This window comes from Herbidospora solisilvae (genome assembly GCF_009901565.1).
Lineage (GTDB): Bacteria > Actinomycetota > Actinomycetes > Streptosporangiales > Streptosporangiaceae > Herbidospora > Herbidospora solisilvae.
The window spans coordinates 305137-327122 of the sequence record NZ_WXEW01000009.1 but is presented as its reverse complement, the minus strand read 5'-3'; the positions used below and the strand labels follow the sequence as shown (position 1 = coordinate 327122).

The 21986-nt window shown below is 69.2% G+C and carries 23 protein-coding genes and 3 pseudogenes; 16 read left to right on the top strand and 10 right to left on the bottom strand.

The genetic code is table 11. The features are described 5' to 3' along the window. Window positions 1–452 precede the first annotated feature (452 nt). On the bottom strand, window positions 453–1976 hold the full coding sequence (locus tag GT755_RS30045) for an FAD-dependent monooxygenase (protein WP_161482942.1): 1524 nt from the start codon (window positions 1974–1976) through the stop codon (window positions 453–455). An 88-nt stretch (window positions 1977–2064) separates the two neighbouring features. Between GT755_RS30045 and GT755_RS30040 the strand changes: the two genes are divergently transcribed. Both GT755_RS30040 and GT755_RS30030 read left to right on the top strand, forming a co-directional pair. Further along, a complete protein-coding gene (locus GT755_RS30040; protein ID WP_161482941.1) occupies window positions 2065–2364 on the top strand; it encodes a hypothetical protein in 300 nt (99 codons plus the stop codon). A gap of 438 nt (window positions 2365–2802) precedes the next feature. Further along, window positions 2803–3330, top strand: coding sequence for a calcium-binding protein (locus tag GT755_RS30030; protein ID WP_161482940.1), 528 nt, complete (start codon window positions 2803–2805; stop codon window positions 3328–3330). A gap of 211 nt (window positions 3331–3541) precedes the next feature. On the opposite strand, the gene GT755_RS30025 is transcribed toward GT755_RS30030, so the two are convergent. Beyond that, entirely contained in the window at window positions 3542–4114 is a 573-nt protein-coding gene (locus GT755_RS30025) for a TetR/AcrR family transcriptional regulator (protein ID WP_161482939.1), read from the bottom strand. A gap of 94 nt (window positions 4115–4208) precedes the next feature. On the opposite strand from GT755_RS30025, the gene GT755_RS30020 reads away from it, so the two are divergent. The 3 genes and pseudogenes from GT755_RS30020 to GT755_RS41665 form a co-directional block, all read left to right on the top strand. Continuing rightward, window positions 4209–5102 carry an alpha/beta fold hydrolase gene (locus GT755_RS30020; protein ID WP_161482938.1) on the top strand — a complete coding sequence of 298 codons (894 nt, stop codon included), beginning with the start codon at window positions 4209–4211 and terminating at the stop codon, window positions 5100–5102. A 14-nt stretch (window positions 5103–5116) separates the two neighbouring features. Further along, the gene (locus GT755_RS30015) at window positions 5117–5989 is read left to right on the top strand and encodes an alpha/beta hydrolase family esterase (protein WP_161482937.1); all 873 of its coding nucleotides are present in this window, start codon (window positions 5117–5119) and stop codon (window positions 5987–5989) included. A 7-nt stretch (window positions 5990–5996) separates the two neighbouring features. Continuing rightward, window positions 5997–6695 (top strand): annotated as a pseudogene (locus tag GT755_RS41665) (IS5 family transposase); the annotation flags it as partial. A gap of 13 nt (window positions 6696–6708) precedes the next feature. On the opposite strand, the gene GT755_RS30000 reads toward GT755_RS41665, so the two are convergent. Beyond that, complete coding sequence (locus GT755_RS30000; RefSeq protein ID WP_161482936.1) at window positions 6709–7152, bottom strand: MarR family transcriptional regulator; 444 nt, start codon at window positions 7150–7152, stop codon at window positions 6709–6711. An 88-nt stretch (window positions 7153–7240) separates the two neighbouring features. Here GT755_RS30000 and GT755_RS29995 point away from each other — a divergent pair, with 88 nt between their 5' ends. The 4 genes from GT755_RS29995 to GT755_RS29975 all read left to right on the top strand — a co-directional run bounded on the left by GT755_RS29995 (window position 7241) and on the right by GT755_RS29975 (window position 11641). Continuing rightward, on the top strand, window positions 7241–7774 hold the full coding sequence (locus tag GT755_RS29995; protein WP_161482935.1) for a GNAT family N-acetyltransferase: 534 nt from the start codon (window positions 7241–7243) through the stop codon (window positions 7772–7774). A 1154-nt stretch (window positions 7775–8928) separates the two neighbouring features. Beyond that, on the top strand, window positions 8929–10032 hold the full coding sequence (locus tag GT755_RS29985) for an alpha/beta hydrolase (protein ID WP_161482934.1): 1104 nt from the start codon (window positions 8929–8931) through the stop codon (window positions 10030–10032). A gap of 238 nt (window positions 10033–10270) precedes the next feature. Further along, window positions 10271–10867 carry a hypothetical protein gene (locus tag GT755_RS29980; protein ID WP_161482933.1) on the top strand — a complete coding sequence of 199 codons (597 nt, stop codon included), beginning with the start codon at window positions 10271–10273 and terminating at the stop codon, window positions 10865–10867. A gap of 351 nt (window positions 10868–11218) precedes the next feature. Continuing rightward, window positions 11219–11641, top strand: a complete 423-nt coding sequence (locus tag GT755_RS29975) for a hypothetical protein (RefSeq protein WP_161482932.1) — start codon at window positions 11219–11221, stop codon at window positions 11639–11641. Between the two features lie 105 nt (window positions 11642–11746). Here GT755_RS29975 and GT755_RS29970 read toward each other — a convergent pair whose 3' ends face one another. Next, window positions 11747–11908, bottom strand: coding sequence for a hypothetical protein (locus GT755_RS29970; RefSeq protein ID WP_161482931.1), 162 nt, complete (start codon window positions 11906–11908; stop codon window positions 11747–11749). Window positions 11909–12035: 127 nt separating this feature from the next. On the opposite strand from GT755_RS29970, the gene GT755_RS29965 reads away from it, so the two are divergent. Further along, on the top strand, window positions 12036–12866 hold the full coding sequence (locus GT755_RS29965) for a sensor histidine kinase (RefSeq protein WP_161482930.1): 831 nt from the start codon (window positions 12036–12038) through the stop codon (window positions 12864–12866). Window positions 12867–12899: 33 nt separating this feature from the next. On the opposite strand, the gene GT755_RS29960 is transcribed toward GT755_RS29965, so the two are convergent. Next, window positions 12900–13193 (bottom strand): hypothetical protein, encoded by a 294-nt coding sequence (locus tag GT755_RS29960; RefSeq protein WP_161482929.1) that lies wholly within the window; start codon window positions 13191–13193, stop codon window positions 12900–12902. A 13-nt stretch (window positions 13194–13206) separates the two neighbouring features. Between GT755_RS29960 and GT755_RS29955 the strand changes: the two are divergent. After that, window positions 13207–13794: pseudogene (locus GT755_RS29955) on the top strand (PepSY domain-containing protein); the annotation flags it as partial. A gap of 428 nt (window positions 13795–14222) precedes the next feature. On the opposite strand, the gene GT755_RS29950 reads toward GT755_RS29955, so the two are convergent. Next, window positions 14223–14531 carry a hypothetical protein gene (locus GT755_RS29950; RefSeq protein WP_161482928.1) on the bottom strand — a complete coding sequence of 103 codons (309 nt, stop codon included), beginning with the start codon at window positions 14529–14531 and terminating at the stop codon, window positions 14223–14225. Window positions 14532–14755: 224 nt separating this feature from the next. On the opposite strand from GT755_RS29950, the pseudogene GT755_RS29945 reads away from it, so the two are divergent. The 3 genes and pseudogenes from GT755_RS29945 to GT755_RS29935 form a co-directional block, all read left to right on the top strand. After that, a pseudogene (locus GT755_RS29945) lies at window positions 14756–15126 on the top strand (transposase); the annotation flags it as partial. Between the two features lie 116 nt (window positions 15127–15242). Continuing rightward, complete coding sequence (locus GT755_RS29940) at window positions 15243–15830, top strand: TetR/AcrR family transcriptional regulator (protein WP_161482927.1); 588 nt, start codon at window positions 15243–15245, stop codon at window positions 15828–15830. After that, window positions 15827–16981 carry a GDSL-type esterase/lipase family protein gene (locus GT755_RS29935; RefSeq protein ID WP_161482926.1) on the top strand — a complete coding sequence of 385 codons (1155 nt, stop codon included), beginning with the start codon at window positions 15827–15829 and terminating at the stop codon, window positions 16979–16981. Before GT755_RS29940 ends, GT755_RS29935 begins: the two co-directional genes overlap by 4 nt. Before the next feature lie 4 nt (window positions 16982–16985). Here GT755_RS29935 and GT755_RS29930 read toward each other — a convergent pair whose 3' ends face one another. From GT755_RS29930 to GT755_RS29920, 3 genes are all read right to left on the bottom strand, one after another. Beyond that, window positions 16986–17384 (bottom strand): TIGR03618 family F420-dependent PPOX class oxidoreductase, encoded by a 399-nt coding sequence (locus tag GT755_RS29930; RefSeq protein WP_161482925.1) that lies wholly within the window; start codon window positions 17382–17384, stop codon window positions 16986–16988. 191 nt (window positions 17385–17575) lie between these two features. Then, entirely contained in the window at window positions 17576–18052 is a 477-nt protein-coding gene (locus GT755_RS29925; RefSeq protein ID WP_161482924.1) for a nitroreductase/quinone reductase family protein, read from the bottom strand. After that, entirely contained in the window at window positions 18049–18828 is a 780-nt protein-coding gene (locus GT755_RS29920; RefSeq protein WP_161482923.1) for a glucose 1-dehydrogenase, read from the bottom strand. Before GT755_RS29920 ends, GT755_RS29925 begins: the two co-directional genes overlap by 4 nt. 105 nt (window positions 18829–18933) lie before the next feature. Here GT755_RS29920 and GT755_RS29915 point away from each other — a divergent pair, with 105 nt between their 5' ends. Both GT755_RS29915 and GT755_RS29910 read left to right on the top strand, forming a co-directional pair. Next, on the top strand, window positions 18934–19569 hold the full coding sequence (locus GT755_RS29915; RefSeq protein ID WP_161482922.1) for a TetR/AcrR family transcriptional regulator: 636 nt from the start codon (window positions 18934–18936) through the stop codon (window positions 19567–19569). Window positions 19570–20090: 521 nt separating this feature from the next. Further along, a complete protein-coding gene (locus tag GT755_RS29910; RefSeq protein ID WP_161482921.1) occupies window positions 20091–21182 on the top strand; it encodes a hypothetical protein in 1092 nt (363 codons plus the stop codon). A gap of 245 nt (window positions 21183–21427) precedes the next feature. On the opposite strand, the gene GT755_RS29905 is transcribed toward GT755_RS29910, so the two are convergent. Continuing rightward, the gene (locus tag GT755_RS29905) at window positions 21428–21889 is read right to left on the bottom strand and encodes a winged helix-turn-helix transcriptional regulator (RefSeq protein ID WP_328794540.1); all 462 of its coding nucleotides are present in this window, start codon (window positions 21887–21889) and stop codon (window positions 21428–21430) included. Window positions 21890–21986 lie beyond the last annotated feature (97 nt).

Genomic DNA, 21986 nt, shown 5'->3' with positions numbered 1-21986 from the left:
GGTCGACATCGCAACGCCTGCCAGGGCCGTGATCGGCGACTGGCCGCACACACCAGCGCGAGGTACGTCCCACGGGTCTGGTGTCGGCGACGGGGTGCTGCTCATGCTTTCTCCTCGGGAGTCGGTACGGGCGTGCCGGGACGTCGGGCCGTGGTGGAGTCGCCGACCAGCAACGGCTGCCGCGGGTAGACCACCGGGACGGAGGTGATGGGGTCATCGAGCTTGACGTCGTGGCGTCGCCGCGCGACGGCGCGGACGTAGCCGAGGTAGCGCCCCCGATGGGGAGCGGTCGTCGACGCTGAACCACAGGTCGGTCGACCACCTGGACGCCGAACTCGCGGTGGAGGAACACCGAAGACGCGCCGCGTCCGGTAAGCCAGAGCGAGTGGGCTCCGCCGGGTAGCACGAGGAGCGCGGGAACCGCGGCGAGTCGAGCGAGCCGGGACGGGTGGTCATGCCGCACCCGCCTCCGCCGCGGCCCGCTGGTCGAGGACGTCGAGGACGTCGTCGATCGCGCGCTCGAGCTCGGCCACGGCCCGGGGCACGTCGGTCACGCGATACCACTTGGCGATCGGGACGGCGTCCGGTCGCACCAGCAGAGCGCCGCCGGCGTGGAGGCCGAGCGCGTGAGCGGTGGCGGGGGGCAGCGTCGCGACCTCGACCGGCACGCCGCGCTCGATGCGGGCGGCGGCTGTCGGCCAGACGGGGTCGTCGTCCCCGGAGAAGAGGGTCAGCCCGTCGCCGACCAGGTCCAGCGTCGAGACCGATGACCGGCCGGGCGCGCCCGGTGCGACCCAGGCGTGCTGAAGGCGCCCGCCGAGGTCGTGGAGGAGTTCGGTGATGATGGCGTGGCAGCGTCCCTGAGGGTCGGCGGCGCGGGCGACGTCGGCGGCCGCCAGCGGCCGCATCTCCGCCTCGTAGGTGTCGAGGAAGTGGGTCGGCGCCCAGCCTCGGAGGACCCATGCCAGGCGCCATCCGATCGCGATCCCGTCGCGTACGGCCATGGCCAGGCCGTTGCCGCCCCGCGGCGTGACCCGGTGTGCGGCGTCGCCGGCCAGGAACACGCGGCCGGAGGAGAAGGTCGTCGACAGCTTGGCGTCGGCCGTGAAGGCGCTTTGACGCACGATGTCGACGGCCAGATCGGGCACACCCGAGGCGAGCCGGATCCGACCCGCGAGGGCCTCGGGCTGCGCGAGCGCCTCCACGTCGTCGTCCGGCCCGAGGACCACGCCGAACTGCCACCGGGTACCGCCGCCGGAAGGGATGAGCACGCCGGCGCCCTCCGGAAGGCTGATCGAGTAGAGCGCGTAGCGGTGCGGGCCGAGGACGGGCCACAGCGGGGCACGGAACTCGGCGCTGATCCCGCGCATCAGCCCATCCGCCCCCACGGACTCGATACCCAGACGGTCGCGGGTCGGGCCGTGGGCGCCGTCCGCCGCGACGACGTACGTCGCGCTGAGCTCTTCGACCGCCTCGCCGCCGTGGCTGCCGGCGCCCCGGACCGAGAGCCGCACGCCCTCCTCGTCCTGGCTGATCCCGACGACCTCCGCGCGCCGGCGGACCGGACGGCCGCTCACCCGGGCCAAGTAGTCGGCGAGCACCTGCTCCAGGTGGTCCTGCGGCACCCGGGCAGAGGCCGTCGGGCTGACCACGGAGCTCTGCGCCAGGTCGGGCACGTTGATCGGCACCCGGGTGCCGTCCCCGGCCTCGGCGACGGTGCGGGTCTGCAGCAGGGCGAAGTCGACCTCGTCGGTCCCGGCCCGCAACTCCTCCTCCAGCCCCCAGCCCCGGAAGATCTCCATCTGCCGGACGGTCACCCCCACAGCCCGGGGCAGCGCGGACACCCCGGCCCGCTTGTCCAGCACGAGCACGTCCAGGCCGTAGCGGGCCAGTTGCGCGGCGGCCACCAGGCCGGCCGGTCCGGCGCCAACGACCACGACGTCGTGGTGGTGCGACCGGGTGGTGCGGTGAGCCATGTCGGTGACCCCTTTTTCGGAAGACACTGTGTTCTGTGAAAATAGTATCAAGTTTCACCGGACATGCTGTCAAGCAAATTGGGGTGGTGTGGAGCTGAAGCTCCTGCCGCGTCAGGCCATGTTCGCCCTGGTGGCGATCTTTCGTAGGCGGGGGTTGCCTGCGGTGGTCGGCGTGATCGGTGCCGTTGAGGGTGAACTCGCGCAACGCGGCGGACTGCGCCTCGATGCGGTTCGACCGCGAGAAGTCGGTAGGCGTGCAAGCGATCTCGACGTCGTTCGCCTCGGCCCGCTGTCCGACTCGCTCGTCCTTTTTGGTGGTCAGGTGCGAGCTGATGTTGTCCCAGATGATCGCGATGCGGCCCTCGGGGGGCAGAGACTGCGCAGGTAACGACAGAACTCCAGGAACTCGCCGCGTCGCTTGCGCTTCTTGACGTGCTCACACATCTCGTCCTCGCCAAGTCCAGGGCGATGAACAAGTGCCGCCCGCGCGCACCCGCGGCCGGGGTTCACTAGGGGTCTTTGCCCTTGCCTCCGACGTCGGTCCGCCGCCTGCCGGGTCGGGGTTGCAGGTTGATGGCCCGAACGCTGCATCAACCGGCTCAAGCACTTCCGCGGCCTGGCCACCCGCTTCGACCAGACCGCCACGTCCTCCATCGCCGTGGTCGCCCTCGCATCACTACCGCTCTGGCTATGACCTTTGAAGACACGGCTTGAGGCCGTGCAGGGCGCCCGTGGTCCAGCACGGTCGGCGGGGCGGCCTGCTCCATATTGACTTGACAGCATGTCCGGCCAACCTTCATGCTCATTTCGCCATACAGAGTGTTCTATGAAAGGTTTCACCGACATGACCGGCCTGTCAGTAGTACAACGTCTTCTCACCGCGCTGGCGATCATCGTCGCCGGGCTCGCGACCGCGGTCCCGGCGAACGCCGCCTCGACCACGTCTGTCCATGTCAGCGGCAGAACGCTGTTCATCGTCGGAACGTCCGCCGGCGAGACCGTCAAGATCGAGTCCCAGTTCGGGCTGCTCACGGTCGACTCCACCTCGGGGATCACCCCGGGAGCCGGGTGCTTCACCCAGGGGGCGACGGTGGTCTCGTGCTCGACGAACGTGCAGTTCATCGACGCGGCCGTGATCGGGGGCAATGACACGGTCACCAACAACACCTCGTTGCAGGCGTCCATTCTGGGCGGCAGCGGCCTCGACACCCTGGTCGGGGGCTCCGGACGGGACGGGCTCAACGGCGGCGCCGACGGCGACACCCTGATCGGTAACGGCGGGGTGGACGTCGCCAACGGGGTGGGCGGGTTCGACACCTGCAGCGCCGAGACAGAAAGCGGCTGCGAAGCCTGAGAAGGTGCCGGCTGGAGCGGATCGCCTGCTCCAGCCGGTTTCCCAGGCCCGGACAGGCGGCTTGCGGTGACCTCGGGCGGGTCTGCCTGTAGTCCCGTGACCGCGAGGTTCCACAGGGAGGCGAGGGTGGCCTCGTTGCTGTAGCGGGGGACGCCGGCCGAACGCGGGCAGCCGGGCCTCGCGCCGCTGTTTCCCCTGGGAGCTGTCGAGATCAGGAACGGCGCAGGCCGGTGAGCAGCAGGGTGAGGTAGCGCAGGCCGTTGGCGGCTCGTTCGGAGGGGCCGTGGGTGTTGTGGACGTTCGCGGCGTAGGCGATGCCGCACATCAGAGGTGTCATGTCCGCCTCGGTGACACTGGGGTCGATGACCCCCGCCGCGTGCGCGCGTGCCAGGAGCTCGGCGAAGGCGGTGACGAGCCCGCGTTTGAGGTCGCCGGTGTGCTCCAGGCTGTTGGTGGCCGCGGCGAACACCGGGGGAACCGCCGGATCGGTGAGCATGGCTTCGATCGCGGCGGCGAGGAAGTCGCGCAACGCCGTCCACGGGTCGGGCTCGGTCAGCGCCTGTTCCGCTCGCTGGACCAGCTTCTCGACGGCAGGCAGCGCGACGGTCTCCAGCAGTGCCTCCGGCGTCGGGAAGTGCCGGTAGACGGTGGCCACGCCGATGGACGCGGTCCGCGCCACGTCGTTGAGCTGCAGAGGCTTGCCATCGTCGACGTAGCGCCGGGCGACCTCGACGATGCGATTCCTGTTCTGGGCGGCGTCCTTGCGCAACGGCGGAGTGCTCATGTCACCACAATAACCAGATGAACTATCCGGTTGTGTTACGCTGAAACGGATGACTCATCCACTTACGGGTGTGTCCCAGTACGAGGAGACACCGATGCCTTTCACCGCGGACGCCGTCCCGCACCTTCCCGCCGGGTTCGGCGACATCTTCAAGAGCCACACCGCCGACGTCAACGGCGTCGAGTTGCACGCCGTGGTCGGCGGGACCGGCCCGGCGTTGCTGCTGCTGCCGGCGTGGCCGCAGTTCTGGTACGGCTGGCGGCTGGTGATGCCCGCCCTCGCCGAGCACTTCACCGTCGTGGCCGCGGACATGCGCGGCATGGGCGCCAGCGCCAAGCCGGCCACCGGCTACGACGCGGTCACCCTGGCCGACGAGATGGCCGGGCTGATGACTTCCCTGGGCCACGAGAAGTTCCACGTCGCGGGCTACGACATGGGGATGATGGTCGGCTACGTGCTCGCCGCCCGCCATCGCGACCGGGTGACCAAGCTCGTCCTGGCCGAGGCCGTCCTCGCCGGCTTCACGCCGATGCCCCCGTTGCTCATGCCTCCCGAGGTCAACGAGCTTGCCTGGCACTTCGTCTTCAACCGTCTGGCCGAGATCAACGAGCGCATGGTGTCCGGCCGCGAGGAGATCTACTTCGGCTACCAGTTCGCCACCAAGGCCGCCACCCCCGAGGCCATCCCCCAGGAAGCGGTCGACGTCTACGTCGAGGCCCTGCGCGACCCCGCCGCCCTGCACGCGAGCTTCGAGTTCTACCGCGCCGGAGAGTCCGGGGACCAGGTGGTCGCGCACGCCGCCAAGGGACCGCTGGACATCCCGGTGCTGGCCATCGGGGGTGAGTACGGCATGCGCGACGGCGTCGAACAGGCCGTCCGCCAAGTCGCCTCGAACACGACAGGCGCCATCGCCCCGGGTGCGGCGCACTTCCTGCCCGAGGAAGCCCCCGAGTGGATGACGCGCACGTTGATCGACTTCTTCGCCTGAACCAGGAAACCACCATGCCCAGCACCCTCACCGCCACCCGCGGCAGCCTCACCGTCGCCGGAGCCACCCGCACCTTCACCCTCGTCGGCACCACGACACCGGGCGAGGCCAAGCCGCTGGTTCTCGTGTTCCACGGTTCCCGCCAGACCGGTGACAAGCACCGCGCCTTCACCGGCGGCGTCTACGACGCGCTCGCCGCCCGCGGTGCGCTGGTCGCCTACCTCGACGGCTATCGCGGCAACTGGAACGACGCCCGCCGCGAAAGCCGCTTCCCGGCCCGCCGAGCCGACATCGACGACGTCGGCTTCGCCCGTGCGGTCATCACCACGTTCGCCTCGGACCGGCGCATCGACCCCAGCCGCGTCTACGCGGTCGGCTACTCCAACGGCGGCCAGATGGTCATCCGCCTCGCCCACGAAACCCCCGGCCTGCTGGCGGGCGCGACGGTGATCGCCGCGACCATGCCCGCACCGGAGAACTTCCTCGCCGGCGACGCCCCCTGGGCGCCGTTGCCGGTCCTGTTGATCCACGGCACGAAAGACCCGATCGTCTCCTACCAGGGCGGCACCATGAACTGGGCCCTGCGCACCCTGTTCAAGGTGGGTGGTTCGAGCTGGTCGGCCACCCACACTGCCCGCTATTTCGCCGAGCGCAACGGGATCACCTCCGAACCCTCGACCACGCGCCTGCCGAAGACGACCACGGCCGACCCCACCGAGGTCGAACGCACGACCTACCAGGCGGAAGGGGTCCCCCCGGTGGTCCTCTACACCATCCACCGCGGCGGCCACACCGTTCCCGGTCCCTCCTCCGCCCCGGCAATCATCGGCAAGACCAGCCACCAGGTCGACACAGCAGACCTCATCACCCGGTTCTTCGACCTCTGAGACGCCTGCCGACGGGACCTGGCAGCGGCTGCTCACCGTGATCCAGGCGATGTACGACGGACGCGGCTGGATCGAGTGGGACATCAGTGTGGACTCCACGATCATCCGCGCCCATCAGCACGCCGCCGGAGCACCCCCCAGCCTGCCACCGGCGCAAAAGGGGGACGGGTGGAGGACAAAGCGGGGCGATCCGATGCCGGCCGACCTGGCCGCCCGTCTGGAGGAGGTGGTGCGGCTGGAGAAGGATTAGGCCGTTCCCGCGGCGGGTTCACCACCAAGATCCACCTGGCGGCCGACGGACGCTGCCGCCCCTTGTCGTTCCTGCTCACGCCAGGTCAGGCAGGCGACAGCCCGCAACTGCCGGCAGTGCTGCAACGCATCCGCGTCCCCCGCATCGGCGGCGGACGGCCTGGCCGCCGACAAGGCCTGCAGCTCCCGCGCCAACCGCACCTACCTGCGATCCCGCAAGATCCGGCACACCGTCCCCGAACCAGCCGATCAGAAGGCCAACCGCCGCCGGCGCGGCCCTCTCGGCGGCCGCCCGACCGGCTACGACCCCGCACGATACGCGCGCCGCAACGTGGTCGAGCGGGCGATCAACCGGCTCAAACAGTTCCGGGCCGTGGCCACCCGCTACGACAAACGCGGCTATATCTTCCTCGGCACGGTTACCGTCGCAACGCTGATCATTTGGCTCCGCACCTGATCAAGGAGAGGGCCTAGAGGGCCCCTTCCGCGCCGCCGCGCAGACGGTCGGCGTGCCGTGCTTGGATGGCCAGCGCGCGGCTCAGGAAGGTCTCGACGACTTCGAGCTCGGCGAGGCTGAACCGGAGCAGCTCGGCCTGGGCGTCTTCGGCGATCGGCCCCCAGATCTCTCGGACGTCCTGTGCGCCCCGAAGGGTCAGCCGTACGTGGACCCGGCGCCGGTCGTCCGTGTCGCGGACCCGTTCGACCAGGCCGGTCCGCTCCAGCCGGTCGATGGCGGTCGTGGCGGCCCCTCCGGTGAGGCCGGCGGCGGCGGCCAGCTCGCTCGCGGTGAGCGGGCCGCGCGCCGTCAGCCGGCTCAGGCACCGCAGGTCGGTCCGGTTGACGCCGAGCCGCCGGGCCGCGAGTTCGTCGATGAGGTCGGTGGCATCCTGGAGTTCCTGGACGTCCCTGGTCACGGCCTGAATCCTGGATTGCTTTGACAATCTAACCCTTAGAAAGTTGAATTAATCGGGCATGCGGAGTCTACCCCTCACGGAGGACGCGATGCCACGATCTTCTCCCAAGCTGCGCCCGGCGACGGCCGACGACGTCGCGGCCCTACTGACGCTGATGGACTCCGTCCACGCATGGCTCCTGTCCCGGGGGCGGCCCGGGCAGTGGGGAGCCGTGCCGTTCTCCCGCATCCCCGGCTTCTCCGACCGGGTCGCCGACTGGGCCCGCCAGAACGTCGTCACCCTGGCCGAACGCGACGGCCGCTGCGTCGGGATGCTGGCCGCGGCCCCCCTGATCCCGCCGCGTATCCCCGCCGGGGCCGTGCCCGGCGGGTCGCTGTTCATCTACACCGTGATGACCGACCGCGGCCCCGAGGGCCACGGCGTCGGCGCGGCCCTGCTGAAGGAGGCCGAGCGCCTCGCCCGGGCGCACGGCGCCCCCGCACTGGCCCTCGACCACTGGGCCGGCAGTCCCGAGCTCGACCGCCTCTACGACGACCACGGTTACGTCAGGGTCGCCGAGTACACCGACGAGAGGGTCGGCAATGTCGTGCGGGTCAAGTCGCTCCCCGTCGGCCGGGTCTAAGCGTCTGTCGAACGCGGACCTTTGACACAACGAAGCGGTGACCGGCGTCGGTGAGACCGGGTGGCCGAGCCGAGATTGATCCTGTTTTCCCTGGTCAAAGGCCGACGTTGCGCATGGCGTTGTCGCGCCAGCGGTCCACCGCGCGGATGTAGCCCAGCACCACTGGAGAATTCGGCGCCCAGCGGCCGTGTGCGGCGATGACCGAGACCGGCACTCCGGCGGCGTAGGCGACGCGACGGTCGCTCCCCCAGCGCGCAGGCTGGGTGCGGTGACCGTCTCGGCGTTGGGAACCCGGCTCGGACGGCGAGATCGCCGACGATGACGTTCAGCGAGGGGCTGATGGTGCCGTGCCGGTCGATCCGACGCGGCAGCCGCCCGCCGCAGCGCCTGGAATGCCGACGTCGCCGTGCTGTTCGGCCTGATCCAAGGGTTGCAGCCAGTCCCGCCAGGCGGCGACCGGGTCGGTCAGCGGGTGGCTGCCTGAGGGAGTGCGCCTGCTGCCGCTGAGGGCCCGGCGCCGGACCAGGATCGCCTGCCGCCGCGGCGCCGGAGACCATCCTGCGGTCGCCGCCTGCGTCGCCGCCCTTCGCGCTGCGACCGCAGACCACGTTCGCCGCTCCGGGAGTGGCGCCGAAGGGGTGTTCGATCGTGTCATTCAAGATGACGATTGTCGCTGACCACCGCGGCGCACGACGAATCCCGGTGACTGCTGATCTTCATCGCGCTGCGGTCAGTCGAAGATCTGAGCCACCCTGAACGTTGACCTTCCGGCCGTTGCTGTCGATGACCAGATACCGATAGCCGTCGTAGGGCGCCTCCAGCTCGACAGGGCTGAAGTCGTAGAAGCCGCCGATGGCGGTGGCCGAGCTCCGCGATCTGCAGCAGCCTGGTCATCTGCGGGGTGAGGCCGGTCAGCGCCAGGGCGATGGCCCGTGCCCGAGCCTGGCGCTGCGCGTTGAGTAACACGCCAAGCCCGGCGGCGCCGCGGAAGGCCCCGCCTCCGTTGGACGCACACCTGCCGGGACGAACCCCTGATCTCAGGTCCTCTGGTTGAAGCGTTCATAGCCGACGTGCGCGGACAACGCCGCGCGTTGCCAGGGCCCGGTGGGCCGGGGTGATGATCTGAGCCAACGGACCGATGCCCCGGAGGCTCCATGCGTCTGGCTCGCGCACTGCTGGCCCTGCTCGCGTTCACAGCCGTCGTCGCCGTTTCACCGGCCCGTGCCTCGGCTCTCGGGCAAGGCGCCCTCGTCCGGGTCGAAGCGCTGACCGGAAACCTGAAGCTCGCGGGTTCCGGCCCCTCGTGGCGGGTCTGGTACGTGTCCTCGGCCTGGAACCGGCAACCGACGGTGATCAGCGGCACGATCTCGCTCCCCCGGGGCCGGCCACCCGCGAGCGGCTGGCCGGTGATCAGCTTCGGGCACGGCTTCGGCGGGGTGGCGGACTCCTGCGCGGTCTCCCGCACTGGCGGCGCCCTCTGGGAACGCACTCTCCAGGAAGCCTTGATCGGAGCCGGGTACGCGGTGGCCGTCACCGATTTCCAGGGCATCGGCACACCGGGAGAAAGTCCGGGCGTGGACGGCCCCTCGGCGGCGTACGCGATGATCGACATTGTCCGTGCGGCCAGGAGGCTGGGGCCGGTGTCGCGGTCCTGGCTGCCGGTCGGCTACTCGCTCGGCGGGCACGCCGCGCTCTGGTCCGGCGCGCTCGCCGCCTCCTACGCGCCCGAACTGGCGGCCAAAGGCACGATCGCCCTGGCGCCTTTCACCCAGTGGCAGCTCCAGGTCGGTTCGCCCCTTGTACGCGACCCGGCCGGAGCGGCCAGCTTCGTCGTGCCCTACTCGGGGCGGGCGCTCCCGATCACCCACGATTTCCGGCCCGCCCGCTGGTTCACCCGCAAAGGCCTGGAGCTGATCGGTCTGGCCGGGCGGCTCTGCGTGGACGAGATGGTCGCGGCCGTCGCCGGGCTGACCAACGCGGACATCCTGAAGGATCCGGTCGCAGCCGGCGATGAATTCGTCCGCCTGTTCGCCGAGGAGGAGGCACCGCTCACCGGATACACCCGCCCGGTCCAGCTCATCCATGGCACCGCCGACACGCTCCCCGCCGTCTTCAGCGAGATCACGACAGGTCAGCTCGCGGGGGCCGGCGTGGATGCGACGTACACGCCTGTGGACGGCGCCGACCACTTCACCCTGCTCCCAGCAGTGGCGGCCGACGTGGTGACACGGGCAGACGCGTTCTTCGCGACCCCATAGGAGTGACGCGTATGCCACCATCCCGCTGCTGTCGAACGCGCGGAACGGCTGGGCTCGCCAGGCGAACGCCTCCGATCCGCGCGACCGCAGTGGCACCGTGACCGAACCCCCGCCGGCATATCGGCGGCCACCATGCCCCCTCCCGGCTACGTACCGCGGCCGACCGGGCTTGGCCCGCCTGGGAACGCAGCACCATGTGAGCGGCGCCGCCGGGATCGGATGGCCTACTCTGGCCGGTGTGCAGTCCCCGCCGCATTCTGGTGACCGGAGCGCTCACGGGCTGCTGCTCGGCGAGGGGCTGGAGCTTCTCGTGCCGGTCGCCGACCCGGCCTGGACGTGGGCGGAGTACAAGTCCGCGGTCGAGCACGCCGCACCTGTCATCAGCCGGATCTCCGAGGTGACGTACCGGGATCATCTGGAGCAGGTTGCCTCTTGTGACCGCGTCCACAAGTTGCGCGGAGAAGTGACCAGGATGCTCCTGTCGGCGGGGCGGAGCGTGGAGCGGCAGAGCGTGGCCGCCCAGTATGTGGAGGCCGTGCGGGCCAAGGGAGGCGTGCCCGACCCTGGGGAGCTCCTCGGGCGGGTCAACGACCTGGCCCTGTCGGTCTTCGTCTGGACCATGTACCGGGGATGCGACCCCGCGCTGCTGGCCGTCATGAGCGCCGCGGTGACCTCGGAGACCTGGTATGACGAGGCCGGGCGCGACGAGGAGAGCTTCCCCTTCGAGGCGCCTGTTCGGGGAGTGGATCTCCGTGGTGCCCGCCCACATCACGCGCGGCCTCGTCCTGACCAACGCGTTCATCCGGGACGGCCGCCCTCCTTCGGGCGCGGGTGACGGTGGGCTCCTACCGGCCGTGGAGGTGGATGGACAGCGGGATCTACAACATGTGGGAGGGCTGGCTGTACGCCATTCACGGCACCGTCGCGGAGGGAGACCTGCGCCGGTTCTTCGAGGACGCCTGTGAGGCGTGCCGGATCGGTTCTCAGATCGCCTACTTCAGTCACGACCTGCTGACCGTCCCGAGCGACCTGGTCTTCACCGAGCCGAACGTGTGGCTGGTGCGTCTGGCCGAACACGGCGACCACCGCGTCTCGACGGCCTGGACACGGATGCTGGCCGACTCCCAATGCGTCTCCGGATGCGTGTCGGCGCCGGTCGTCGCCCGCCACTTTGGCGGGGTCGATCGTGTGGTCGTACTTCAACGGCCGCTACCGCAAGGGGGCGGCGTTCATCCGGAGCTCCGAGGGCGCCCACGACCTCGATCTGTCGCTCGTCTGCGGAACGCTGCTGCGTGCCATCGGCGGCCCGGAGTTCGCGACGGCGATCGAGCGGTCGAGGTACGCGGACGCGCTCCTCCACCTGCAACGACAGCAGGGTCGCCCGCTCGCTCCGGCGCACGTCGCATGGATCCTCGGCCTCACCGGACACGAGGGAGCCGACTGGTTCGCCTCCGCCACCGCGAGCCTGGTGACCCTACGCGGTGAGTCCATCCCGGCGGCCGACCTCGCGACCGACCTCCTGATCTCCGTCCTGACCCACGAGCTCCTCAACAGAGGGCACCTTCGCTCGTACCTCGGTCTTCTGGACCGCCTCTTCCAATCCGGCTGAGCCGTTCGGGCGGAACCGGGCACCTCCGCGGCCAGGCCCGTGCATCAGGCGGGGATTCGTGATCGGCAGGGCGCAGCAGGGGCGGTCCTTGGCTGGTGGCGGCGGTCACCGGGCCTGTTCGGCGACGAGCGCGGCGGCCAGGTCACGGGCGACGGTCAGCCCGCTTCCCGAGCCGGGGTGCAACCCTTCGGGTTCGCCCGTGACCACGATGGTCAGCGCTTCCTCGGGCACGACCAGCACATACTGCCCGGCCCAGCCTGCAGCCATATAGGCGAAACGGCCAGCGGTCCGGCACACCCAGAACAACCATCCGTACGGCACGTTCTCCGGCGGTCCGCCCGCCGATTGGGCGGTCGTGGCCTGCGCGAGCAACGGCCCCAGGCCGAGTGCGTCCGTGCGCGAGCTCGCCGACACCTTCGACGCCATGCTTGCCCGGCTCCAGCACGCCTTCGACGAGGAGCGGCGCCTCATCGCCAACATCGCCCACGAGCTGCGGACTCCCCTCGCCAACCAGCGGACTGTGCTGGAGGTCGGGCTGGACGACCCCGGGGCCACGCTCGCCGACATGCGACAGACGAGCGAACGCGCGCTGACCCAGACCGTCCGCACCCAGCAGCTCGTCGAACGCCTCCTTCTGCTGGCCCATGCCGAGCACGCGTCGCCGGGAGAGGAATCGGTGGACCTGGCCCGGCTCGCCCGGCACGTGCTCGACGCGGTGACCCCTCCCCCGGACGTGGACGTCCGGGCCGACCTGGAGCCGGCCACCGTGGCCGGTGACCCGATCCTGATCGAGGCGCTGCTCGTCAACCTGGTGACCAACGCGGTCAGACACAACCGCGCGGATGGCACGGTGGACGTCGTCCTGCGGCCCACACGGGACGGCGCCGAGCTGGTCGTCGTCAACTCGGGGAACCGGATCGAGCCGGAGCAGGTAGCGGAGCTTTTCCAGCCCTTCCGGCGCCACCAGCCTGATCGCACCCGCTCCAGCGACGGGGTCGGCCTGGGACTGCCCATCGTCGCCGCCATCGCCTCGGCCCACGGCGGCCGGGTCCGCGCCGAACCGGGCCCGCAGGGCGGCCTCCGCGTCACCATGGAGCTTCCGGCGACGCGTCAGACGGGGCAGGAGCAGAGCAGGGCCCGCTCGCCGGCGCCCAGGCGGTGTTCACGAGCAGTTGGCACGCATCATCGTGACCCGGGGCCGGCATCGGAGACACGCCCGTGGTGACGACACCGGCGCCCAGCGGCAGTCAGATCGTGATCAGCGCATGAAGGTGCTCCGCTCCTGGCCACGGGAGTGGCGGGCGGTTTCTCGGTCGGCGTGCGCCGTGGTTTCCCGCATCGCGCGTGCCAGGGCGGAGATCCCGATAGCCAGGGCGGCGCGCTCCGAATCGTCGAGCCGGGCCAGGATCTGGGCATGGCGTTCACGTAGGTGCTCTTCGATGTGATCGGCGATGGCATGGCCTTCGGCGGTGAGCCCGAGGCTGGCCAGCAGACGGCTGGCACTGCTCTTCTCCAGTTGCAGGCGGGTCGCGATGTGCTGCTGATGGACCACGCGGCGCCGCCGCAACCGGCGCGATCCCCTCCTCCCCCAGCGCGCCACCCGCAGCCCACGCCGCACGCTGTCCTGGCACGGCTCGGTCGGCCTGTGGGCGGTGCTGGGCCTGCTGCTCCTGTCCATCACCAGCCTGAGCGCGACGCTCGGCTGGACGACCACTCCGTCGATCAGCACCCCGGCCGGCAACCACGCTGCCACGGCCGACGTCGGCGTGGACCGCGTCGCCCAGGCCGCCGCGGCCAAGGGACTGTCCGGTCCGCTGGAGATCGTCTGGCCCGGCGAGCCCGGCGCCCCCTACCTCGTCAAGGAGATCGACACGGCCGCACCCACCCGCCTGGACCAGGTCGCCGAGCTGATCCGGTGGGGCATCGACGGACAGATGGGACTGCTGTTCGGCCTGGCCAACCAGATCCTGCTGGCCGCGCTGGCCATCGGCCTGATCACCCTCATCCTGCTCGGCTACCGCATGTGGTGGCTCCGGCGGCCGCCCCGCGGCTTCGGCAAGCCGTACCCACGGGCGGCCGGCGGCGGGTGCCCTGGACCCTGCTGGCGCCACTGGGCCTGCTCACCGTCGCGGCCGGGGTCTTCGTGCCGATGATGGGGATCTCGCTGGCGGCGTTCCTGGTGATCGACGGCCTGTTCGGGCGCCGCGGGGTGGTGGGACGGAGTTGACAGCCGTGCCGCCGCTGCGCCGCACCGTAAGACGAACGTCTTCCAGCACGCGCGCCGAGCAGGCGACCCTCCTGCGCGAGCCACCAACCGCAGATGATCGCTGTGTCTGCTCCCGCTGACCGTAGGCGGCGCGAACATCCGGATCCACTCCCAGCCGCTCGGCCTCACCATTGGTCGGCGAGCACCCCTCCGCTCGATGTCTTGGACGCGATGGCGCGTCCTGCGCGGCGCCCATGATGGCCATGCGAGTAACAGCGCCGCATCCACGGCCTGGGTGCCTGCCGGCCCGTACCGCAGGGGTGGGAACTGTGCCGGGCCGCGACGCGATGGGGTCGCGGCCCAGGGATCAGGCGGTCAGTTGCAACTGTCGATCCACAGTCGGATGAACTCTTCCTGCTCCGCCTCCGATACGACATCCTCGGCCGGGGCGGAGCCCAGCGACGACACGACGGTGTCCGGCCGGACGGGCTCTCCCGGCTGGACGAGATAACAACCAAGGCCGTCGCTCATCTGCCGGGCCATCGAGGAGACGAACGCGTTCCTCCGGAACCTGTTGCACAGGAGCCGCAGCCCGCGCGACTCCAGCGCTCGTCTCAGCGGCAGCAGGACCTCTTCGTAGTCGGTGGTGCTGCTGAAGGTGACCGGTTTCTCGGTGGGGGTCACGAGCGTGATCGTGTACGTGTCACGTCGCCGCCGGAGGACCACTACGCAGGGGCGCCGGCGCTGGTCTTTCGGATCGATGATGCGCAGTGATCTCAGTTTCATCGTGGTCCGAAGTTGGGATTCTGTAAGAACTTGTCAGGACTACCCCATTTGCCCGAGGTCCACGCCCCCATGATGTCCTCGGGATCGATCCTGGTGAACGCGACCTCCTCTTCGTAGGCGAGGTGCTTCACCTTGTCGACGTACTGGGCGTCGAAAGCCAGCTTCAGACCAGTGACCCGGACGTGTTGCGATCCATGGTGAAGACGATGGCCGAGGCCTTGATGTCGGCCCAGGCCGGCACCGCCTGCGGAGCCGGATAGGGGCAACGCAGCGACGAGCGCGTCAACTCCTGCAACGGCTACCGCACCCGCGAGTGGGACACCCGCACCGGGACGACCGAGCTGGCGATCCCGAAGCTGCGCCAAGGCTCCTGCTTCCCCGACTGGCTGCTGGAACGACGACGCGCGGGGCAGGCGCTGATCGGCCTCTTCGCCACAGCTATCTGCTGGGAGTCTCGACCCGCCGGGTGGACAAGCTGGTCGAACAGGTGGGTTCCCGCCTTAACCGGGACCGTTCCCGATGGCCCCTAAAGTCGAGGAACTCATGCTCGACCGCGATGCCTACTTAGTTTAGGACAAAGCCTAATAGCATTAGGTATATCGTGATGACATGAAGGCAACCCCATTGACGGTGGCTTCGATCGTCGAGGCGGCCGCCGACCTTGCGGACGCGACGGGATTCGACTCGGTCACGCTGTCAGCCGTCGCCCGCCGGCTCGGAGTGCGGAGCCCCAGCCTGTATTCACACGTGAAGGACCGCGACGCGTTGCTGGAGGGTGTGACCGTCCTCGCCCTCACCGAACTGGCGAGCCGTGTGTCGGTCGCCGTGGCGGGACGGGCCGAACGGTCAGCCCTTGAGGCGCTGGCCGACGCGCATCGCGACTACGCGCGCGAATCGCCGGGCCGTTGGGACGCGTTGCAGCGCCCCGTGGGTGAGGAGGCAGCCCGGTCGGCGGGCGCGCGCGACATCGTCGCCCTCACCGCCGCGGTCCTCCGCGGCTATCCGCTGCCGGAGAGCGAGCACGTCCACGCCGTGCGGTTCATCGGCAGCACTGTCAACGGCTATCTCCGCATCGAGCGCAACGGCGGCTTCGCTCACAGCCGGCCGTCCGCCGCCGTCTCCTGGCATCGGATCATCGACGCGCTCGACGCCGCTCTGCGGGCCTGGCCCGCGCCCTCCGAAGGAGAACGACCGTGATCACCACCGCCTTCGACGACCGGCTCGTCCGGGGGGTGGCCGAGCTTGAACGCACCCCGCGAGGCGTCCGACTCCACCGGCTGCCCGGACGGGTGCGCGAACAGTTCCCGGATCCGCAGTTGTCGATGATGGAGGCGCAGCCCTCTGGCGCCCGTCTCGCGTTCACGACCGTGGCGCGGACGATCGAACTGGTCGTGCATCCCACCCGGGTCGCCTATCGGGGCGCGGATCGCCCGCGCGGAGGGGTCGATCTCGTCGTCGACGGAGAACGGGTCGAGGAGGTACGACTGGCCGACGGCGATCTCGTGGAAGTCGACCTCGAAACGGGGGCGACGCGGTTCCGGCCGGGTCCCTCACACACGGTGTCGTTCCAGCGTCTGAGCCCCGGTGACAAGGACATCGAGATCTGGCTGCCGCACAATGAGGGGCTTGAGCTCGTCGAGTTGCGGACGGACGAGCCCGTCCGTCCCGTCGACGCGAAGGGCCCGTTGTGGGTCCACCATGGCAGCTCGATCAGCCACGGCTCGAACGCGAGCGCACCCACTCAGATCTGGCCCGTCGTCGCGGCCCGACGCGCCGGCGTCGAACTGCACAACCTCGGCCTGGGCGGAAGCGCGCTGGTCGACCCGTTCACCGCCCGCGTCATACGTGACTCCGCGGCAGACCTGATCAGCGTCAAGCTCGGAATCAACGTCGTGAACCTCGACGCCATGCGGCTGCGGGCCTTCGTCCCCGCCGTCCACGGCTTCCTCGACACCATCCGCGACGGACACCCCGACACACCGCTTATGGTGATCTCCCCCATCCTGTGTCCCATCCACGAGGACACCCCGGGACCGGGAGCAGTGGACCCGGCGACGCTGGGCACCGACCAGGTCCGCTTCACCGCGACCGGCCGGCCCGGAGACCGTGAGCTGGGACGCCTCACGCTCCGGGTGATCCGCGACGCGCTCGCCTCCCTGGTCGAGCGGCGCGGTGACGACCCGAACCTCCACTACCTCGACGGGACCGCGCTCTACGGAGAGATGGACGCCGCGGAGCACCCCCTCCCCGACGCGCTCCACCCCGACACCGCCACGCACCAGCTCATCGGCCAGCGGTTCGCCGACTACGCCTTCGCCCCGGAGGGTCCCTTCGCCTCACGACGGTGAGGACCTACTCGGCGGTGTAGTCGCGGGCCCAGCAGACCTCCGGCTGTACGAGGAAGGCCACCAGACCCTCGCGGATGTCATACGGCTCGCCGGTGTATCGCCCGGCGATCCGGTCGACGATCGGCAGGGCCGCGTCCCCGTCGAGGCGCCGCACGACGCGGCCGCGCACGGTGGCCATGTCGAGGGGGTTGTCCGAGCCGGTCACCGAGAGGGCGATACGGGGGTCGGCTTCGAGGTTCTTCACCTTCTGCGAGCCTTCAAGCGAGAAGAAGGCGATCAGGTCGCCCTCCACACCCACCCACACGGGAACGCTGTGGGGCGCACCGTCGGGTAGGAGGGTCGCGACATGGGCGACCGTGTCGCGCAGGAAGTATCGGCGGACGTCGGCCCAGTTCTTCGTCATCACCTCAGGTTAAGAGCTCATCTCAGATGAGGCTGGTCGGTGACTGGCAGAGGCACTGGGATCGGCTCAGTCATGGGATATGAGCGTGGGCTCGGTGCCTGCGCGCTCGGGCTCGAAGCGCCGGCCGGTGACGACGAACCTACGCTCGTCGAGCCGCTCTGGCCGCGACCACACCCCGGTCTCTGACGCGATCACGGCCGGCGGCGGAAGCTGATGCGCGTCAGCCGGCTGTCGGCCCAGTCTTCGAGCCGAGTCGGCCGGATGGTGCCGGGGTCGTGGGGCTGATTGAGATCCGCGACGATCTCCGCCAGCACGGCCTGACGTTCAGCCGGGGCGGTGACCGGCGTGGCCAGCGCAGGCAGATCTGCACGGACCCCGTTCTTGAGGTGGAAGGTGAAGGTGGGATTGGCGAGAAGGTTCGCATACCAGTCGGTAGCACCCCCGCAGGCGCCGCTACACAGGTAGGTGGAGCCCGCAGCTCGGTAGAAGAAGATTTCGATGCGGCGTGGCCGGCCGGTGCGGCGCCCCAGCGTCGTGATGTCGATGATCCGTTCACTGGTGCCCGCGGCGGGTGTGATCTCGATGGCTCGCCGGATGTGATCGGGCAGGTGCGACAAAGACGCGTCCCGTTCGGGGTCGTTCCATCCGGTCGGGTCTGGACTGCTCATGCGGTCTCCATCTGAAGGGCGGGCCCGAGGAGGAGTCCACCGTCGATGACGTACTCCGATCCCGTGATGAACGACGCCTCTGATGACGTGAGGAACAGGAGAAGCCGGGTGACGTCGGTCGGCTCTCCAAGTCGGGGGATGGCGAACGGCTCGGGTGAGTAGAAGTCGGCGATTGCCGCGGTGGCGCCGGCCGCTGGTTCCTGGATGAAGGAGGTCGCGATCACGCCGGGGTGGATGGTGTTCACGCGGATGTGGTCCCGGCCGAGCTCGAGCGCCGCCGTTTGGGTGAGACCGCGCACGGCCCACTTGCTGGCGACGTACGGCGCGTAGTGCGCCGTGCCGCCCAGGCCCATCGTCGAGGCGATGTTGACGATGGCTCCCCCTGCTGCGCGGCGCAGAGCAGGGGCGGCGACCTTGATGCCGAGGAAGGTCCCTGTGAGGTTGACGTCGAGGATGCGCGACCACGTGGCCTGGTCCGTCTTCTCGATCGGCGCCGGCGGGTTCTGGACGCCCGCGTTGTTGACGAGCACGTTCAGGGCGCCGAAGGCGCTCTCGGCGGCCAGCACAGCGGCGGACCACGAGCTCTCATCGGTGACGTCGAGGCGGGTGAAGCGAGCGCGGGTCCCGAGCTCGGCGGCGAGAGCGGCGCCGCGTTCGGCGTCGATGTCGCCGATCACCACGTTCGCTCCCTCCGCATGAAAGGCACGTACGTGGCTCGATCCCTGGCCACCGGTCCCACCGGTCACGAGCACTGTCTGGTTGTCGAAGCGGCGCATCAGTGTTCCTTCGGTACGTGATGGTGAGCCGAGCGACTCACCACTCCCCCGACAGTAGGCGGGTGGCAATGGTGAGTCAAGCCACTCACCTCGTATACTCGGCCTATGAGCGGGGTCGTGACGACGTATCACCAGCGCATCGCCCAGGAGAAGCGGGCGCTGATCGTGGCGGCCGCGACCGCTTTGTTCCTCGAGTTGGGCTACGACCGGACGTCGCTGGCGCGGATCGCAGAGCGCTCAGGCGTTTCCCGGGCCACCTTGTTCAAGCAGTTTCCGAGCAAGGCCGCCCTGTTCGACGCCATGGTCACCGAATCCTGGTCAACCGCCGACGAAGAGGATCCTCCGCCGGCTGGCAACGTCGTCGACGGGCTCAGCACCATCGGTCGCCGCTACGCCCAGCTGTTGAGCCGTGCCCAGATGACCGACCTGTTCCGAATCGTCATCGCCGAACTGCCGCGATTCCCCGAACTCGCCAACGCGCAGTTCGCGCACGGGAAGATGCCCTACTTCGAGTCCGTACGCAGCTACCTCCTGGCCGAGCACGAGGCGGGAACGGTGCGGGTCGAAGACGTGGACCTCGCAGCCACCCAGTTCCTGGGCATGATCTCCAACTACGTCTTCTGGCCGACCCTCCTGGTGCCGGGCTGGCAGGTGAGCGCCGAACGCGTCGCTCAGGTGGTCGACGAGGCCGTCCGCACCATCGTCGCCCGGTACGCCGCTCCTGCCCCGTCTGACATATGACCTCGCCATCGCCATGAATGGCGAGGAGCGGATCAAGACCCTGTAGGAGTTTGATCGGATACACCAGGCGATACCACTCCGCAGTCATCGGCCTCGGGGAAGAGCAGTGCCGCGGCGGTGGTCTGGCCGAAGTCCTCCGTCTGAAGGCAGGGGTCGCGTGCTGCAGCTCCGCGGAAACTGCGAGTTGTTCAGCAGGGGGACGCGGTTGGCGCCGGCCACTCCCCCTTCGATCCGTTGGTCGACGGGAAGCTCGTCCTTCGATGTCTCCCACACCAACCATGGCCGGCGTACGCGGACGCACGCCTCGCCTGACCAGACGGGGCGCCCGGAGCCGTTCGCCGCTTCGATGAAGGGAATGCGGAGCATTCCGCCTGTCGCATCCGCCGGTGAACTCCCGTCTACGGCCCCACTAGGGTCCCAGAATTCGTTTTGGCAATGTCGCCGAGAGCCACAACTTTGTGATCTTTCAATGGCATCAGCGGGCCATTAGCGTGGGGCAGGCCGCGCGAAGGGAGCCGCGAATGTCCGGAAACCTCGATCTCAATTCCGATGTGATGACCGCATACTCCAACGTGGTGGAATACCTGGAGTCCAGCTACGTGATCTACCGGATCGACGAGGCCGAATCGGTCATCATCCCGGAAATCGACGGGTTGGCGGACGACGAGGATTCGGAGGACGACGAGCCCGATCCCCGGACCTTCGACGATTTTCTGGCCGCGCTGCCCGCCGACGAATGCCGGTGGGGTCTCTGCGCCATGGACCTCGGTTCGTACGGCAGCCTGTGCAGTTTCGAGCCCGTCTTGTTCACCTGGCTGCCCGAGGCCGCCCCTGCGGCCCAGAGGAGACTCTACGAGGAGTCCACGGCGATTCTCACGCGGGCATTCGACCGGGTGCTGGTGTTACACACGGCCACCGACCACACCGCCCTGTCGAATGGGGCGGTGCTCGACCGGCTGGTGGCCGCCGGGCCGCCACGCGAACTGCCCGTGCCCGACCGGGAGGTCTCCGTCGGGCGGCTCGCCCCGAAGACGGAGCAGTTGCTCATGCAGATCCGCGACGAGGCCGAGTCCGAGACCGCGACGTACGGACACGCCATCTTCAAGATCAATCGGTTCTTCCTGCTGGACGTGGCTCAGACCGGTGACCCGGCGGCACCCTACGACGAGTTTCTCGCGGGCCTGCCCGCCGACGACTGCCGCTGGGGCCTCTACACCCTGGACATCCGAGATCTGGGCTCGGATTCCCATCCCACCCTCACCTTTTTCTTCACCTGGATTCCCGGCGCCGCTCCGGAGAAGACGAGAGGCCTTTATTACAGCGGCAGTGACGGAACCGCCATGGGGGCTTACGAGGCGGGCTTCACTCCTACGGGAATCATGAGCGAAAAGGTCGGGGGGGCCGCCGAATATTATCTGGGCGATGTCTCCGATCATTCTGCGGTGACTCGTGACGCGTTGTGGGAAAAGGCCCGCCGTATGTTCAGGCCGACCGAGTCCGAGCAGGAGTGGGACAAGTGGGAGGAGAAGAAACTGACACAGGAGGAGAGGGACGCGGAACAGGATGATCGCATCAGGCAGGGCGAGGTGCAGGACGGCGGTATCTACAACTAACTCTCGCCCCGAGTCGACCGGCTGATTCTTTCGGGTCGGTTGGTCGTGAGACGGACCGCGGTCACAGCCACGGCCACGACGCCAGCGACGGCCGCGGTGGCCGAATGAATCCGACAATCCCAACGATCAGGAGCGCGGCCCGTTTCCGCCGTATTCGGGTGGCACCCCCTCACCGAGGGCGGTGGTGCCGGCACAGCCGAAGACCCGCCCAGCCGGCGCCCGATCGAGGCGTGACAGCGAGCTGATCAGGACACGCGGGCGTCGTGTTCCTCGCGGTTGGCGAGGACCTGGTCCATGTGGCTGTGCGCCCAGCGCGTGAGGTCGCGGGTCAGGCGGTGGAGTGAGAGGCCGAGGTCGGTCAGCTCGTAGGTGACCGTGACGGGAACGGTCGGCTTCACGGTACGGACGACCAGGCCGTCGCGTTCGAGCGCACGCAGGGTCTGGGTCAGCATCTTCTGGCTGACCCCCGCCAGCAGCCGGGAGAGCTCGGAGTAACGCATCACCTGTGGGGTGGCCGACGCGTCCGGCTGGCCGGATGCGCCTGCTGTACGGCCTTTGTCCGCCGCGTCGCCTCCGAGGGCACAGAGGATCAGCACGACCCACTTGTCGGAGATCCGGTCGAGGAGCTGGCGGCTGGGGCACGCCGCCAGGAACACGTCGTACTCCATCTTGGCCTGCGCCCTCTGGGCGGCCTTCGTCGGCTTCACCGGTCTCGCCTTTCGCCTGCGGGAGAGTTACGCACTCTAGAGTGCCTACTTCCCCTTGGGAAGTAACTCTCCAATACTCGTCCAGGCAGGCCGAAAC